Source organism: Microbacterium sp. ZW3a, assembly GCF_057167165.1.
The window spans coordinates 476,885-491,613 of record NZ_CM169903.1 but is presented as its reverse complement, the minus strand read 5'-3'; the positions used below and the strand labels follow the sequence as shown (position 1 = coordinate 491,613).

Below are 14,729 nucleotides of genomic sequence, written 5' to 3'. Positions count from 1 at the left end.
CGATCAGACCTTGTATCCGTGGTGACGACGGACGAGCTTGGTGAACATGAGGAGGGTCTGGAGGACGGTGACCACACCGACGATGGGCCACCCGATCCACAGGATCGAGGACTGCACCACCGGGCCGACGAGCACCCAGACGACGGCCAGGGCGATCGCCACGGCGATCAGCACCACCATCGGGGCCCAGTGACCGAGACCGCCACCCCGCTCCGCCTTGGCCTGCATCGCCCAGTTGTCGACCTTCTTCCGCGAGAGGAAGCGGGTCCACGAGCGAACGAAGTGGCTGATGCGGATCCACATGAAGATCTCGGCGGGGAAGAACAGCACCGCGAACAGCACGTCGGTGCGGTCGCATGAGGCCATGGTCTTGGCGATACGAAGGTTCAAGAGCATCGCCACGACCGGCGGAATGAGCCACAGGGGCGAGAACACGAAGGCGCTGATCGAGAGGGACCCCGCAAGGAGCGTGAGGAACGCCACGCGCACGAAGAGGTTGGTCAACATGCCGAAGTTCTCGAACCACCGCAGGCGCAGGTTCGGGTGGAAGGGCTGCCCCTTCGTGTCGCCGCGCTGTCCGGGCCACATGAGCTCGATGGCGCCGTAGGTCCACTTGACCTGCTGCGCGTCGTAGCCGGAGAGGGTGGTCATTCCGCCGACGTTGGCGCGGGCGTAGGGGCTGATCTTCGTCAGGTATCCGGCGCTCTTGATCTGCAGCGACAGCAGCGAGTCCTCGACCTCGGAGTCCTTCACCCACGGCGTGATCTGGTGGTTCTGCTTCATCGCCTCACGCAGGGCGTTGGTGGAGAAGATCGAGAACTGCCCGCCGAGCACCGCCATGTTGCGCCCGCGCAACAGGTTCTGCAGGTTGAACGCGGCGAACTGGGTGCGCTGACCGGCGGTGAGGAACCTCGCGACGAGTCCTTTGATCGGCTGGTCGTCGATCGTGTAGATCGCCGAGATGCCGCCGATCCTCGAGTCGGCGACCGCCTCGGTCTCGAGGAACTCCACCGCCCTGGCATCCGCGATGGTGTCACCGTCGACGCCCAGCAGGTAGTCGTAGCCCTCGACGAGCGAGTAGCCGTAGTTGAGCGCACCCACCTTCTTGTCGGGGTTCTTGCCGATGTCGTGCACGAACACCTCGGTGAACTGCTCGCCGAGCTCGGTCGAGATCTCGTGCGGTCCGCTGTAGTCCGAGGCGATCTTGACGGTGTTGTCGGAGGTGTTGTTGACGACCACGTGAATGACATCCGGCACGCGGCTCTGCCCCAGCAGCGCCTCGATCACCTCAGCGATCGACTCCTCCTCGTTGTAAGCAGGAATGATGCAGCCGATGGTGGAGCGGTGCACGGTGGTGTGCTCGAGCACCGACGCGAAGTCGTCGGCGAACCCGTGCTCCTCGGGAGCCGGACCGGGCGCGGCAGCATGCGCCGGGTGCACCAGCGTCCGAGTGTGGGGGGCGAAGGTTCGCGCGTCGGTCATGGCAGTTTCTTCCTCTGGGAGGGGCGGCGGGTCGGCCAGGTCCCACTCTGGTATCGTCACCGCAAGGCCACCGCCGCACATGACCACCGTCCCCGCAAGATTTCCTCAAGATCAGCTCGGACCCGGCAGAGGGAGCGCTTCCTCGATGGTCGTGCTCGATCTCCTCACCGCCCTATCGGCGGCTGTCGTCGCCGGTACGGCGCTGTTCCTGGCCCACGGACGGCGGGACGACGACCGCGGCGGCCCGCGGGCCGAACTGGTCCGCTACCTCGGCGTCGCGTCGATCTCGGCCCTCGCATGCGCGGCGGCGAACATCATCGAGATCGCCGGTGGGGGAACGTTCGCGGCCGCGGCCGGCAACGCGGCGAACATCCTCGCCGTCGGGCTGGCGTGGGTAGGCGCCCGACGCCTGAATTCGCGCGCCACGATGGGGGCCGTGAGCGCGGGGGCAGCCGCCATCCTGATGCTGGCGGCCACCTTCGTCCTTCCCCTCGACGACGCGACGCTGCTGAAGACCGCCGGCATGGCCGTGTTCGCCGCACTGGCCGCCGTGGAGCTCCAGCGGCGCCCGCTCCGCGACCTCGCCGGCTCCCGGGTGCTGACCATCACGCTCGCCATCTACGGTGCGTACAACGCCTATCGACTCGTCGTCGCAGCGACGGCGGGGATGTCGTCTCCCCTCTGGAACGACACGGCCTCCCCGCAGTTGACGGCGCTCCTCAGCGCCCTGACCATCGCGGCCATGGGGTATGGCGCGGTGCGACTGGGCCGTGAGCTGGACGACGCCCCCACCCCGGGCACTCGCGCCCATGATCTCGGAGCGCTCCGGGACTCCGCTGCGAAGCTGCTCCGCTCGAACGCGCGCATCGACGTCATGATTGTTCGCCTCCCGGAGATGGAGCTGATCCGTGCCGCCCATAGCCGAGGCCGCGCCGAAGAGATCCTCACCGTCCTCGTGGATGCGGCACAGCACGCGCTGCCGGGCGCAGCGGCAGGCGTCCCGACCCGGGACTCGGTGTTCGTCCTCCTCGCGAAGACCGGGGGGCGCACCGAGGTGGAAGAGCGCGTGCGCGGTGCGTTCGCCGCACAGATGCCGCTGATCGACTACAGCGACACCCCCGATCTTTCGTTCGAGCACCACCCGGTCACCGATGTGCGCGAGGTCTCCCGACTCATGGCGCCCCGGCGATCGGGCTTGCGGCGGGGCGCGCTGCCGCGGGTGTGATCGAGCGCGCTGCTCAGCCCTGGCCGCTCTCTCCCCAGCCCGGAGCGCGACCGGTGCCGGTGCCCGAGTCGGTCGGCTGACTCGACGTCGCAGCGGCGTCGTCGTCGAAGATGGCGATCGGCAGATACTGGTAGACGGTCTGCTGAGAGAACGACGTGTCGGAGTTCGCCGCCCCCTCCACGGCGACGTTCAGAGCGAACTCCAGGGTGATGCCGAAGGTGTCGGTGGGAAGCTGGCGGATCGACGTCGACGGCACCAGGAGCCCGCCTTGGAAGCTGTTCAGCAGCAGGCCCCGATCGGATCGCAGCGTGTCGGAGGGAACGAGCGTTCGCGGATCGGCACTGAACTGGAACGGATTCGACACCTGTCCGCCCGACTGCGCGGTCTGAGAGGTGATCGACACCGACGAAACGAATACCCGACGCTTCTGCGCGAGAACGGCCTTCTCGTCGACCCGGTGGTCGTAGACGTTGATCGCGAAGCCGAACTGCTTCTCGCTCGACGGGTTCCACTCCATCGTGCGCTTCGGGTTCACTGCCCACACGTCCAGGCGCAACTCGAGTCCGTCGGCGACCTCGGACGACAGCGACACCGACCCGTCGTAGGTGAATTGCGAGTCGAACGGCATGTCGCTGGCGGAAGCCTGCGGAGCCGGGGTCGAGACGACCGGCTGAGTGCCCCCCGAGGTCTGGGCCTGGATGGCGTTGAAGGCGTCGACGACCTGACTGCATCCGGTCAAGAGCGTGGGGCTGGCGAGCCCGACGACGGCGGCGAGCGCGAGGGCGCGCACAGGGCGGCGGCGAGGGGGCGTGCTCACGAGGGTCTCCTGAGGGCTGAGTGCGCGAAGGGCGCAGAGGTCGATAAACGACCATCACACTGCGGGATGCAGGCCTCAGGGGGAGTCTGACCGGACGACGCGCTCGGATGGACGCGAAGGGCGAGCAGAGACAGGATGGCGCGCAGAAGACTACACCATCCTCTATACACTCGATCACATGGCAGCCGTGATGAGCGATGCGCCGGCGACGTCGCCCGGCGGCTTCGACGCGGACGAGCCCAGCGGCCACAGCGGTCGGACCCGATCCATCTGGCTCCTGCAGCTGGTCCTCGGGGCGAGCGTCGTCATCACGGTGCTGCTCGTGCAGGCGCTGGAACCCTCCCTGTTCGCCGTCTGGACGTTCTCGACCGGTGTCGGGATCGTCATCGCCCTGACGGCGGTGTCCATCATGGTTCCTTGGCATCGACTGCCCCGCAATGCCGTGGCGTTGATTCCCTTCGCGGACATCGCGGGGATCGGTCTGCTCACCTTCGACACCGAATTGCGATTCGGGTACTTCTGGGTGTTTCCCGTCACCTGGATCGCGACGCATTTCGCGTTGAGCATGACGGTTGCCGCTCTCACCGTGGTCGGCGTGGTGATCGTCGCGGATGCCACGATCAACGACTCGGCTCCGTCGAGCGCGCTGCGCCTGATCGTCGTGATGTTGGCGTTGAGCTTCATCGCGATCACCGCGTATCTCTCGGCACGACAGACGCGCGCCTTCAAACAACTCCTCCGGCGCCAAGCGAGCAGGCTCCAGGGCACGCTCCAGCGCGTCACCGGGCAAGAACGTCGGGTGTCGCAGATGCTCAACGGCCTGGATACCGGGATCGCACGCCTCTCCGCTGACGGAGAGGTGCTCGCACTGAACGACACGTATGTGGCTCTGTACGGCATCGAGCGCGACGAGCCGTCCCGGCCGGGTGGCGCCGTCGAGTACGCCGCCATGCGCGGAGAGCCTTTGCCGGAGTCCGCCCGCCCGTTCACCCGGGCAGCCCGGGGAGAGCAGTTCGATGACGAGCGAGTCTGGCTGTTCGACGGGCAGGGACACTGGCGCGCACTGTCCGCATCGACCCGTCGCCTGGTGCCGTCCGACGAGCCCGAGAGCACCCTTCTCATCGTCCACGACATCACGGCGCTCATCGACGCCGAACGTGCTCGCGAGCGGATGGCCGCCACGGTGTCGCACGAGCTGCGCAATCCGCTCACGGCGATCATCGGCCACGCCGATCTGGCCCTGGATGCGCCCGACCTCGCGCCGAAGGTGCGCGAGCAGCTGGAGGTCATCGCCGGCGCCGGTGAGCGCATGCAGACGCTGATTTCCGAGATCCTGGCGAACTCGCGAGGGGTGTTCCGCGAAGAGAAGGCGGTGGCGCCCGTCGATGTCCACCGCATCCTCACCGCATCCCTGGAATCGTTCCGCCCCGCGGCCGTCGCCCGCCGGGTCACGGTGACGGACGATGTCCCCGCCTCGACCGAGGCAATCGGTGACGCGTTCCGCCTGCGGCAGGCCTTCGACAACATTCTGAGCAACGCCATCAAGTACACGCCCGGGGGCGGGAGCGTGCACATCTCGGCGACCGCACACGACGGCATCGTCGAACTCCGCTTCGCCGACACGGGAATCGGCATCCACCCCGACGACCTCCCGCGGATCTTCGACCCCTATTTCCGCTCCCGGGCCGCGCGCGAGAGCCCCACCCCCGGGACGGGGCTCGGCATGGGCATCGTGCGCAGCATCGTCGAGGAGCAGGGGGGCTCGCTCGACCTGGAGAGCGAAGTGGGAACGGGCACGACGGTGACGGTCCGGCTCCCCTCGCCCGCCCGAACCGCCGAGCGATGACACCCGACGACCTCCGGTCGCCGCGGATCGAACCGCGCACCACTGCGGCGCTTCTCGACGAGGGCCGCGGGCGCGAACGGCTCGGGATCAGCCGTCGGTAGAGGCGGCGCCGCGCGCGATCGCCACCGTGATCGAGTCGCTCGCGGTCTGCTTCGCGTACTCGCTCGACGTCGGCGTGGTCTGCACGAGGAACTCGTACGTGAACTGCAGGGTCACGAAGGTGGCATCCGCCGGCACCTCCCCCACGTTGAACGTCTGGGAGTAGCTGTAGGGCGAGAGCACGAGATAACCGGGCGCGTTGGCCTGGTCGGTCTGAGCCGCCAGCGGGGCGAAGGACTGCGTCTCATTACCCGGGACAGCCGTCATCGTCGCCCGTTGCAGGTAGACCTTCTGCCCGTCGTCGGGGGTCACCGTGGTCACCATCGAGATGCTCACCGGCTTGAGCGCCGTGGGCGTCCAGCGGTCCATCGAGAGAGTCGACCAGTAATTCACGGTCGCCGAGACGGCTCCGGCGGTCACCGAGCGCTCGGTCGAGCCGCTGGAGAGGTCATTCGGCACGGGCTGCGGCGCCGGAACGACCGACGATGACGGGGCGGCCGACGGCGAGCTCTGCCCGCCGCCCTGCGCCCACGGGGGCGCCCCGCATCCGACCAGACCGAACAGCACCGCGCCCGCGCCGAACATGCCCACTGCTGCGCGGTTGCGTCGCACCCGGTCCCCCATCGATCCTCCTGTGTATCCCGTCGAGTCTAGGCCGCTGGCACCGCTTCGGCCGCGGCCCACGAAGGACCACGCGACCGCGGGCCGTGTGAACGACGCCCCGGATGCCACGCCCCCTCCCGTCTGCGGCACGGGCGGCCTCGGAGGGCCGTCGTGTCCCGCGCAACGCCGCCGGACGGTCACGCCCCGACGGTGACCGTGAGCTCAGGCCACGGGAGCGGAGCGCGTGCCCGTGACCTCCGCGGAGATCAGGATCGGCAGGTGGTCGCTCAGCCCCTGGGGCAGCGTGCGAATGGTCGCGATGTCGAAGCCGATCGACGTCGCGAAGTCGTAGTGTCCGCGGAAGAAGCGGTACCGCGTGTACGTGCGGGCGTCGCTCAGGGTGAGCTCGTACCCCTGATCGCGGACGGCCTGGCCCAGGTTCTCCTTGAAGACCGGGTAGTTGTAATCGCCGACCATCAGTGCCGGGAGGCCCGGACCGAGGTCCTGCAACTCCGCGAGGGCCGTGCGGATCTGGTGCCGGCGGAGCGAGTTCAGCGCGGTGAGAGGCGCGGCGTGGAAGGAGGCGACGATGATCTCGTGGCCGTCATCGATGTCGCGCAGACGCACACCGAGCATGCGCTCCTCCGCGGGCTTGAGCACGTAGTCGTGAAGGGACTTCTTCAAGGCGATCGAGCGCACGTCGACCGCTCGGTAGGTGTTCTCGCGGTAGTACACCGCCAGCCCGAGACGGTTCCGCTGTGTGGCCTCTGCGAGCCGCAGACCGGCGATCTCGGCCGGGAGGTCTCGGGTGTCGCACTCCTGGAGGCACAGGACGTCGACGGCGTGGGCGTCGACGAGCGAGACGAGCTCCCCCACGGCACGGTGCTTGCGCAGGTTGTACGAGATGACCTTCATGGCCCTGCCAGCCTACGGCCGACCGCCCACGCCCCCGGCCCGGGTTGCCAAACGCTCAGGAACCGATGTCGTCCGCGTCGCGACGGTTGCGCGTCTGCTCCGCACGGGCGGCCAGCAGGTCGTCGGCCGGGTAGCCGACCTCGGCCAGCACGAGCCCGCGGGCTGCCAGCACCTTGGTGTCCGGAGTCCGCGCGCGGGCGTCGCGGATCGCCACGACCTCATCGACACTGATCCGTCCCTCGCCGACGGCGACGCACGCGCCCACCAGCGCGCGGACCATGCTGTGGCAGAACGCGTCCGCTCGGACGTTCGCGACGAGCGCGTTGTCGCCATCTCGGCGCCAGTCGAACTCGAGCAGCGTCCGGATGGTCGTGGCCTCGTCACGCGCCTTGCAGTAGGAGGCGAAGTCGTGAAGGCCGATGAGGCTGCGGGCAGCGGCATCCATCGCCTCTACGTCGAGGTGCGCCCTGATCGTGGTCGTCCGCGCCCGCTCGAGGGGGTCGTAGCCGGTCACCGCGTCGGCGAGGCGGTACGCATAGCGGCGCCACACGGCCGAGAAGCGAGCATCGAAGCCCTCGGGTGCCGCGGAACTGCGGAGGATGGTGACATCGGAGTAGGCACCGAGGACGCCCCGTACGCGCCCGGCCAGCGCTGCCACCGCGTCGAACTCGTCGCCGTCACGGCGACGGCGGGGCAGACGCGCGGCCTGCGCCTCGTCCAGGTCGAGGTGCGCCACCTGTCCCGACGCGTGCACTCCGGCGTCCGTCCTCCCCGCCACGACGAGACGGGGCTCGCCGCCGACGATGCGCACGAGCGCGTCTTCCAAGACCCCCTGGATCGTGCGGAGACCCGGCTGGCGAGCCCACCCGCGGAAGTGGGTTCCGTCATAGGCGATGTCGAGACGGATACGCACCACACCAGCCTACGTCCCGTCTCGGGAAACGACCGAGGCCCCCTCCCGAGTGGGAGAGGGCCTCGATACGAAAGGAAGAGCGTTACGCCTTGGCGTCGCCCTCGACGGCGTCGTCGGCCGCAGCCTCAGCGGCCGCGCCCTCTTCGGGGGACTCGGCACCGGCGTCGGCCGCCTCGTCGACGGCCGGGGTCTCCTCGGCGGTGGTCTCCTCGGCGGGAGCCTCCTCCTCAGCGACCGGCGCAGCGGCGGCGGGAGCCGCGGCGGCCTTGGATGCCGACGGCTTCTTGGTGACGGGCTCGAGGACGAGCTCGATCACGGCCATGGGGGCGTTGTCGCCCTTACGGTTGCCGACCTTGGTGATGCGCGTGTAGCCGCCCTCACGGTCGGCCACCAGCGGCGCGATCTCCGTGAAGAGGGTGTGCACGACCTCCTTGTCACCGATCACCGAGAGCACGCGACGACGAGCGTGGAGGTCTCCACGCTTGGCGAACGTGATCAGGCGCTCGGCGAGCGGACGCAGGCGCTTGGCCTTGGTCTCGGTCGTCTTGATGGACTTGTGCGTGTACAGAGCTGCCGCGAGGTTCGCGAGAAGCAGACGCTCGTGGGCCGGTCCGCCACCGAGGCGGGGACCCTTCGTGGGCTTGGGCATGTCGTGTTACTCCAGTAGGAAGGTTCGGTCGGGTCCGACAGGTCAGACGGTCTCGTCGTCGTAGCCGCCGAAGAACTGGGCGCCGTCGAAACCGGGCACCGAATCCTTGAGCGACAGGCCGAGGGAGGTGAGCTTGTCGCGCACCTCATCGACCGACTTCTGACCGAAGTTGCGGATGTTCATCAGCTGCGTCTCGGAGAGGGCGACCAGCTCCGAAACGGTGTTGATGCCCTCGCGCTTGAGGCAGTTGTACGAGCGCACCGACAGATCGAGGTCTTCGATCGGCATGGACAGCTCGTTCGAGAGCACGGTCTCCACCGGCGCGGGGCCGATCTCGATGCCCTCGGCCTCGACGTTCAGCTCGCGGGCGAGACCGAACAGCTCGGTGAGGGTACGACCGGCCGACGCAACGGCGTCGCGGGGCGCGATCGAGGGCTTCGACTCGACGTCGAGGACGAGCTTGTCGAAGTCGGTGCGCTCACCGGCACGGGTCGCGTCGACGCGGTAGCTGACCTTCAGCACGGGCGAGTAGATCGAGTCGATCGGGATCTGACCGGCCTCAGCGTACTCGTTGCGGTTCTGGGTCGCCGAAACGTAGCCGCGGCCGCGCTCGATGGTGAGCTCCAGCTCGAACTTGGCGGTGTCGTTCAGGGTCGCGATGACCAGCTCGGGGTTGTGCACCTCGACGCCGGCGGGAGCGGAGATGTCCGCCGCCGTGACCTCGCCGGCACCCGTCTTGCGCAGGTACGCCGTGATCGGCTCGTCACGCTCGCTCGAGACCACGAGCTGCTTGATGTTCAGGATGATCTCGGTGACGTCTTCCTTCACGCCCGGGATGGTGCTGAACTCGTGCAGGACGCCGTCGATGCGGATGCTCGTGACGGCCGCGCCGGGGATGGACGACAGGAGGCTGCGACGCAGCGCGTTGCCGATCGTGTAACCGAAGCCGGGCTCGAGCGGCTCGATGACGAAACGGCTGCGGAACTCCCCGATCTTCTCCTCGGTCAGAGTGGGACGCTGTGCGATGAGCACTATGTGTTCCTTTCGATCACGTGCCCGCTATATGACACGTGTAATGGGGTGAGGTGTTGAGTTGTACTCGCGGGATGCCGCGCGCCCAAAGGGCGTGGCATCCCGATGCATAGGGTGCGTGAGCGCGACGTTCCCGGGGAGTGAGATGCACTCCCCGGGAACGATGCGTCAGACGCGGCGGCGCTTCGGCGGACGGCAGCCGTTGTGCGCCTGGGGCGTCACGTCTTGGATCGAGCCGACCTCGAGGCCGGCGGCCGTGAGCGAGCGGATCGCGGTCTCACGACCGGACCCCGGACCCTTCACGAAGACGTCGACCTTCTTCACGCCGTGCTCCTGTGCCTGGCGAGCAGCCGACTCGGCGGCCATACCTGCGGCGTACGGCGTCGACTTGCGCGAGCCCTTGAAACCGACACCGCCGGACGAAGCCCAGCTGATGACGGCCCCGGAGGGGTCGGTGATCGAAACGATGGTGTTGTTGAACGTCGACTTGATGTGGGCCTGACCCACGGCGATGTTCTTCTTCTCCTTGCGGCGCGGCTTGCGCGCGGCGGACTTGGCCTGTGCCATGTGCGGTTCTCCTGAATCCTGCGCCGGCGGAGGCCTAGCGCGCCTTCTTCTTGCCGGCGACGGTGCGCTTGGGGCCCTTGCGGGTACGCGCGTTCGTCTTCGTGCGCTGACCGCGCACCGGGAGGCCGCGGCGGTGGCGCAGGCCCTCGTAGGAACCGATCTCGACCTTGCGGCGGATGTCGGCGGCCACCTCGCGACGGAGGTCACCCTCCACCTTGTAGGTGCCCTCGATGTGGTCGCGGAGGGCGACCAGCTGGTCGTCGGTGAGGTCCTTGACGCGGACGTCCGGGCTGATGCCGGTCGCGGTGAGGATCTCGGTGGAGCGGGTGCGGCCCACGCCGTAGATGTAAGTAAGTGCGATCACCACGCGCTTGTCGCGCGGGATGTCGACGCCGGCGAGACGTGCCATGCGGCTCTCCTCAGAGTGTCGTGGAGGTGTGGAGCAGGATCGGTGCTCGGGCCTCCGCCCCGAGGTGTCCCCCGCAGTGCGGGTTCTGATCCTGCCGTTGTGTATTCAGTTGAACGTCGGTCGTCGAGTCGCGAGGACTCAGCCCTGGCGCTGCTTGTGACGCGGGTTGCTCTTGCAGATCACCATGACGCGCCCGTGGCGACGGATCACCTTGCAGTGGTCGCAGATGGGCTTGACGGAGGGATTGACCTTCATGATTTCCTGTTTCGCTGTCTTCGATCCGCGCGAGCGGTTCGTTACTTCTCGGCCGGACTCAGCGGTAGCGGTAGACGATACGACCACGCGTGAGGTCGTAGGGGCTCAGCTCGACAACGACACGGTCCTCGGGGATGATGCGGATGTAGTTCTGCCGCATCTTGCCCGAGATGGTGGCAAGCACCTTGTGACCGTTGCTCAGCTCGACACGGAACATCGCATTGGGCAGTGCCTCGGACACCGTGCCCTCGATCTCGATGACACCGTCTTTCTTCGCCATAAACTCGCTCACGCTCGTTGCAGACCGGCCGGTCTGCGGTGGATGGGGATGTGGTGCTTGCGACACGCCAATGAAGGCGCAACGCACCAAAGATCAAGCATACGTGGTAGAGCCGGATGCGGCAACTCGCCGCCCCGGAGCTCAGCCGTTCAGCCGCTCGACGATGTCCTTCTGCGGGTCGCCGGTCAGATCCTGCTGGTTGACCAGAACCTGCCCGTTGATCGCGATGGTCGGCGTCGAGATGCCCGAGCCGGTCTGCGACGGGGTCTTCTTCGTCATCGCGGTGACGAACTTCATGTAGGTGCCGTCTTCGATGCACGACGTCACGGCATCCGACGCCCCCGCGTCCTGAGCGATCGTCGCGAGGGTCGCATCATCGAGACCCGACGTGCCCTCCCGGGGCTGCTGCGCGTACATCGCGCTCACGAACGTCGGGACGTTCGCAACGTCGTCCACGGCAACGCAGTAGGCGGCGCTGGCCGCGCGAGTCGAATACTGCGTGCCCTGCGACTGCGAGTCGAGGATCGAGATCGGGTGGATGTTAAGGGTGATGGTTCCGTCATCGACCAGCTGCTGCAGCGTGGGCGCGTACGCCTGCTCGAAGGAATTGCAGGCGGGGCACATGAAATCGATGTAGGTGTCGACCGTCTTGCTACCGGTGCCCACGGAGACCGCGCCCGTGTCGGCGTTCACCGCTGAGGACTCGGGGATGGTCCCGGGGGAGGTCGCCTGGCTGTTGGCGAACCACACGGCACCGCCAACGACGAGCACGATTACCACGGCCGCGGCCGTGACGCCGATCGCGAACCAGTTCGTGGACTTGCGGACCGCGGCCATCATCATCAGTCGATCTCCTTCGGCACCACACCGAAGGGCGCCAGCTTTTCGGCACCACCATCGGGAGCGGTGAGTACCCAGACACCCCCATCGTGCACGGCGACGCTATGTTCCCAGTGTGAGCCGGCCGTGCCGTCGACCGTCGAGACCGTCCACCCGTCGTCTTCGACGAGCGTCTGCTGATCTCCGATGACGACCATCGGTTCGATTGCCACGGCCAGCCCCGGACGCACCTCGGGTCCGCGATCATCGACGCGGTAGTTGAACACACTCGGAGACTCGTGCATCTTGCGGCCGATGCCGTGTCCGACGTAGTCACGGAGGATGCCGTAGCCCCCCTCCGGTGCGTGCGTCTGGATGTAGTCCTCGATCGCCGCACCCACCTCGGCCAGGTGCGACGCACGGCTGAGCGCCGCGATCCCCGCCCACAGCGACCCTTCGGTCACCTCGGAGAGCCGTCGGCGCGGCGCCACGAGCGCCTCGGGGGCATCGCCCGGCACGACCACGGTGAACGCGGAGTCTCCGTTCCACCCGCGAAGCTCGGCACCCGCATCGATCGACAGAAGATCTCCCGCGCGCAGCGGCCGATCGTTCGGGATGCCGTGCACCACCTGTTCGTTCACGGACGCGCAGATCGTGTGCCGGTAGCCGCGCACCATCTGGAAGTTCGACTTCGCTCCGCGACCCGTGATCACGGCGGACGCGGCCGCGTCAAGCTCGAGCGTGGTGATTCCCGGGGCGATCAGTTCGCGTACGGCACCCAGGGCCGCGGCCGTGATCAGGCCGGGCTCCACCATCGCACGCAGTTGTGCGGGCTTCTTGTAGATCGAGGAACGCAACACCACGTCAGCGAGCCGGACGCAGGCCGCGGGCCTCGAGGGCAGCGAAGATGCGCGCCGTGACGTCGTCGAGGCTGCCGACGCCATCGATCTCGTCGACGATCCCCCGCGTGCCGTACACACCCAGGATCGGCGCGGTCTCCCGCTCATAGATCGCGAGGCGGGTCGCGATCGCTTCCTCGGTGTCGTCCGCACGGCCCTGCTCGGTGGCGCGGGCGGTGAGCCGCGACAACGACTCCTCACGCGGGACCACCAGGGCGATCACGGCGTCGAGCTTCTCCTCGCGCCCGTCGAGGAATTCATCGAGGTGCATGACCTGGGCCAGGTTGCGGGGGTACCCGTCAAGAAGGAACCCCTCCGCGGCATCCGCCTGCGAAAGGCGGTCACGGACGACGGCGCTGGTCAGCTCATCGGATACGAGGTCTCCCCCGTCGATGATCTCCTTCACCTGGCGGCCGAGATCGGTGCCCTGAGCCACGTTGGCGCGGAAGACGTCTCCGGTGGAGACGACGGGGATGCCCAGCGCTTCGCCGACGCGGACGCCCTGAGTCCCTTTGCCCGAACCCTGGGGTCCGACGATCAGAAGGCGCGCGGTCATCGCAGAAGCCCCTCGTAGTGACGCTGCTGGAGTTGCGCGTCGATCTGCTTCACCGTCTCGAGACCGACACCGACGATGATGAGGATCGAGGCGCCGCCGAACGGGAAGTTCTGGTTGGCACCGACCGTCGCCAGCGCCACGAGGGGCAGCAGGGCGATGAGGCCGAGGTAGATGGAGCCGGGCAGCGTGATGCGCGTGAGCACGTAGTCGAGGTACTCGGCCGTCGGACGACCCGCGCGGATGCCGGGGATGAAGCCGCCGTACTTCTTCATGTTGTCGGCGACATCGACGGGGTTGAACGTGATGGCCACGTAGAAGTACGTGAACCCGACGATCAGGAGGAAGTACACGAGCATGTAGATCGGGTGATCGCCGCGCGTGAGGTACTGCGAGATCCAGGTGACCCACGCGGCGGGTTCCTGCCCGACCTGCGGCTGGTTGAACTGCGCGATCAGCGCGGGGATGTACAGCAGCGACGATGCGAAGATCACCGGCACGACACCGGCCATGTTGACCTTGATCGGGATGTAGGTGTTCGTGCCGCCGTAGGTGCGGCGGCCGACCATCCGCTTGGCGTACTGCACGGGGATGCGTCGCTGGGACTGCTCCACGAAGACCACGAGAGCGACCACGACGATTCCCACCGCCAGCACGAGAAGGAAGATCTCGACGCCGCGGGAGTTCAGGATCGACAGCATCGCACCGGGGAAGGTCGCGGCGATCGAGGTGAAGATGAGGATCGACATGCCGTTGCCGACACCGCGCTCAGTGACGAGCTCGGCGAACCACATGACGAGGCCGGTGCCGGCGGTCATCGTGATGATCATCAGCAACTGTGCCCACCAGATGTCGTTGGTGAGGAGCTGCTGGCACTCCGGAGCTCCGCCGGTGCCGAAGAGCTGGCCCGAGCGCGCCACGGTCACGAGCGTGGTCGACTGCAGGAGCGCCAGCGCGATCGTGAGGTAGCGCGTGTACTGCGTGAGCTTGGCCTGACCGGCCTGACCCTCTTTGTACAGCGTCTCGAAGTGCGGGATCACCACGCGCAGCAACTGCACGATGATCGTCGCCGTGATGTACGGCATCACACCGAGGGCGAAGATCGAGAGCTGGAGGAGCGCCCCGCCCGAGAAGAGGTTGACCAGCGACAGCAGTCCCTCGGTACTCCCCGACTGCGCCAGACAGCGCTGGACGTTGGGGAAGTCGACGAACGGTGTCGGCACATGAGCGCCTAGCCGGTAGATGGCGATGATGCCCAGTGTGAAGGCGATCTTCCGCCTCAGGTCAGGCGTCCGAAAAACCCGCGCGATGGCGCTGAACAAGGGGATTCCTCCAGAACGATCTCGGCGCGCGACAAGGCGCACAC

At 67.5% G+C, this 14,729-nt stretch carries 17 protein-coding genes; 2 read left to right on the top strand and 15 right to left on the bottom strand.

Features of this window, described 5'->3' with window-relative positions:
* Positions 1 to 3 precede the first annotated feature (3 nt).
* A complete protein-coding gene (locus tag ACU6WY_RS02335) occupies positions 4 to 1,482 on the bottom strand; it encodes a glycosyltransferase family 2 protein (protein ID WP_483820860.1) in 1,479 nt (492 codons plus the stop codon).
* Between the two features lie 145 nt (positions 1,483 to 1,627).
* Here ACU6WY_RS02335 and ACU6WY_RS02330 point away from each other — a divergent pair, with 145 nt between their 5' ends.
* Positions 1,628 to 2,707 carry a hypothetical protein gene (locus ACU6WY_RS02330; RefSeq protein WP_483820859.1) on the top strand — a complete coding sequence of 360 codons (1,080 nt, stop codon included), beginning with the start codon at positions 1,628 to 1,630 and terminating at the stop codon, positions 2,705 to 2,707.
* Between the two features lie 13 nt (positions 2,708 to 2,720).
* Here ACU6WY_RS02330 and ACU6WY_RS02325 read toward each other — a convergent pair whose 3' ends face one another.
* Positions 2,721 to 3,524, bottom strand: a complete 804-nt coding sequence (locus tag ACU6WY_RS02325; protein ID WP_483820858.1) for a fructose 1,6-bisphosphatase — start codon at positions 3,522 to 3,524, stop codon at positions 2,721 to 2,723.
* Between the two features lie 178 nt (positions 3,525 to 3,702).
* On the opposite strand from ACU6WY_RS02325, the gene ACU6WY_RS02320 reads away from it, so the two are divergent.
* Positions 3,703 to 5,370, top strand: a complete 1,668-nt coding sequence (locus ACU6WY_RS02320; protein WP_483820857.1) for a sensor histidine kinase — start codon at positions 3,703 to 3,705, stop codon at positions 5,368 to 5,370.
* Positions 5,371 to 5,457: 87 nt separating this feature from the next.
* On the opposite strand, the gene ACU6WY_RS02315 is transcribed toward ACU6WY_RS02320, so the two are convergent.
* The 13 genes from ACU6WY_RS02315 to secY all read right to left on the bottom strand — a co-directional run bounded on the left by ACU6WY_RS02315 (position 5,458) and on the right by secY (position 14,685).
* Complete coding sequence (locus ACU6WY_RS02315) at positions 5,458 to 6,093, bottom strand: hypothetical protein (protein WP_483820856.1); 636 nt, start codon at positions 6,091 to 6,093, stop codon at positions 5,458 to 5,460.
* Positions 6,094 to 6,294: 201 nt separating this feature from the next.
* Positions 6,295 to 6,987 carry an endonuclease/exonuclease/phosphatase family protein gene (locus tag ACU6WY_RS02310; protein ID WP_483820855.1) on the bottom strand — a complete coding sequence of 231 codons (693 nt, stop codon included), beginning with the start codon at positions 6,985 to 6,987 and terminating at the stop codon, positions 6,295 to 6,297.
* A gap of 55 nt (positions 6,988 to 7,042) precedes the next feature.
* Entirely contained in the window at positions 7,043 to 7,900 is an 858-nt protein-coding gene (gene truA / locus ACU6WY_RS02305; protein WP_483820854.1) for a tRNA pseudouridine(38-40) synthase TruA, read from the bottom strand.
* Between the two features lie 82 nt (positions 7,901 to 7,982).
* Positions 7,983 to 8,549 (bottom strand): 50S ribosomal protein L17, encoded by a 567-nt coding sequence (gene rplQ, locus ACU6WY_RS02300; protein ID WP_483820853.1) that lies wholly within the window; start codon positions 8,547 to 8,549, stop codon positions 7,983 to 7,985.
* 42 nt (positions 8,550 to 8,591) lie between these two features.
* Positions 8,592 to 9,581 (bottom strand): DNA-directed RNA polymerase subunit alpha, encoded by a 990-nt coding sequence (locus tag ACU6WY_RS02295; protein ID WP_022879045.1) that lies wholly within the window; start codon positions 9,579 to 9,581, stop codon positions 8,592 to 8,594.
* A 168-nt stretch (positions 9,582 to 9,749) separates the two neighbouring features.
* Positions 9,750 to 10,148 carry a 30S ribosomal protein S11 gene (gene rpsK, locus ACU6WY_RS02290; RefSeq protein WP_013583990.1) on the bottom strand — a complete coding sequence of 133 codons (399 nt, stop codon included), beginning with the start codon at positions 10,146 to 10,148 and terminating at the stop codon, positions 9,750 to 9,752.
* 34 nt (positions 10,149 to 10,182) lie between these two features.
* Positions 10,183 to 10,557: a 30S ribosomal protein S13 gene (rpsM, locus tag ACU6WY_RS02285; RefSeq protein ID WP_063256596.1), complete on the bottom strand. Its 375-nt coding sequence runs from the start codon at positions 10,555 to 10,557 to the stop codon at positions 10,183 to 10,185.
* Positions 10,558 to 10,695: 138 nt separating this feature from the next.
* Positions 10,696 to 10,812 carry a 50S ribosomal protein L36 gene (gene rpmJ, locus ACU6WY_RS02280; protein ID WP_005050492.1) on the bottom strand — a complete coding sequence of 39 codons (117 nt, stop codon included), beginning with the start codon at positions 10,810 to 10,812 and terminating at the stop codon, positions 10,696 to 10,698.
* Between the two features lie 58 nt (positions 10,813 to 10,870).
* Positions 10,871 to 11,092 carry a translation initiation factor IF-1 gene (gene infA, locus ACU6WY_RS02275; RefSeq protein ID WP_039395876.1) on the bottom strand — a complete coding sequence of 74 codons (222 nt, stop codon included), beginning with the start codon at positions 11,090 to 11,092 and terminating at the stop codon, positions 10,871 to 10,873.
* 141 nt (positions 11,093 to 11,233) lie between these two features.
* The gene (locus tag ACU6WY_RS02270) at positions 11,234 to 11,935 is read right to left on the bottom strand and encodes a DsbA family protein (RefSeq protein ID WP_483820852.1); all 702 of its coding nucleotides are present in this window, start codon (positions 11,933 to 11,935) and stop codon (positions 11,234 to 11,236) included.
* The gene (gene map, locus ACU6WY_RS02265; RefSeq protein ID WP_483820851.1) at positions 11,935 to 12,774 is read right to left on the bottom strand and encodes a type I methionyl aminopeptidase; all 840 of its coding nucleotides are present in this window, start codon (positions 12,772 to 12,774) and stop codon (positions 11,935 to 11,937) included. The genes ACU6WY_RS02270 and map overlap by 1 nt, the downstream gene beginning before the upstream one ends.
* A 1-nt stretch (position 12,775) precedes the next feature.
* Positions 12,776 to 13,366, bottom strand: a complete 591-nt coding sequence (locus tag ACU6WY_RS02260) for an adenylate kinase (protein ID WP_483820850.1) — start codon at positions 13,364 to 13,366, stop codon at positions 12,776 to 12,778.
* A complete protein-coding gene (gene secY, locus ACU6WY_RS02255) occupies positions 13,363 to 14,685 on the bottom strand; it encodes a preprotein translocase subunit SecY (protein ID WP_483820849.1) in 1,323 nt (440 codons plus the stop codon). Before secY ends, ACU6WY_RS02260 begins: the two co-directional genes overlap by 4 nt.
* Between the last annotated feature and the right edge of the window lie 44 nt (positions 14,686 to 14,729).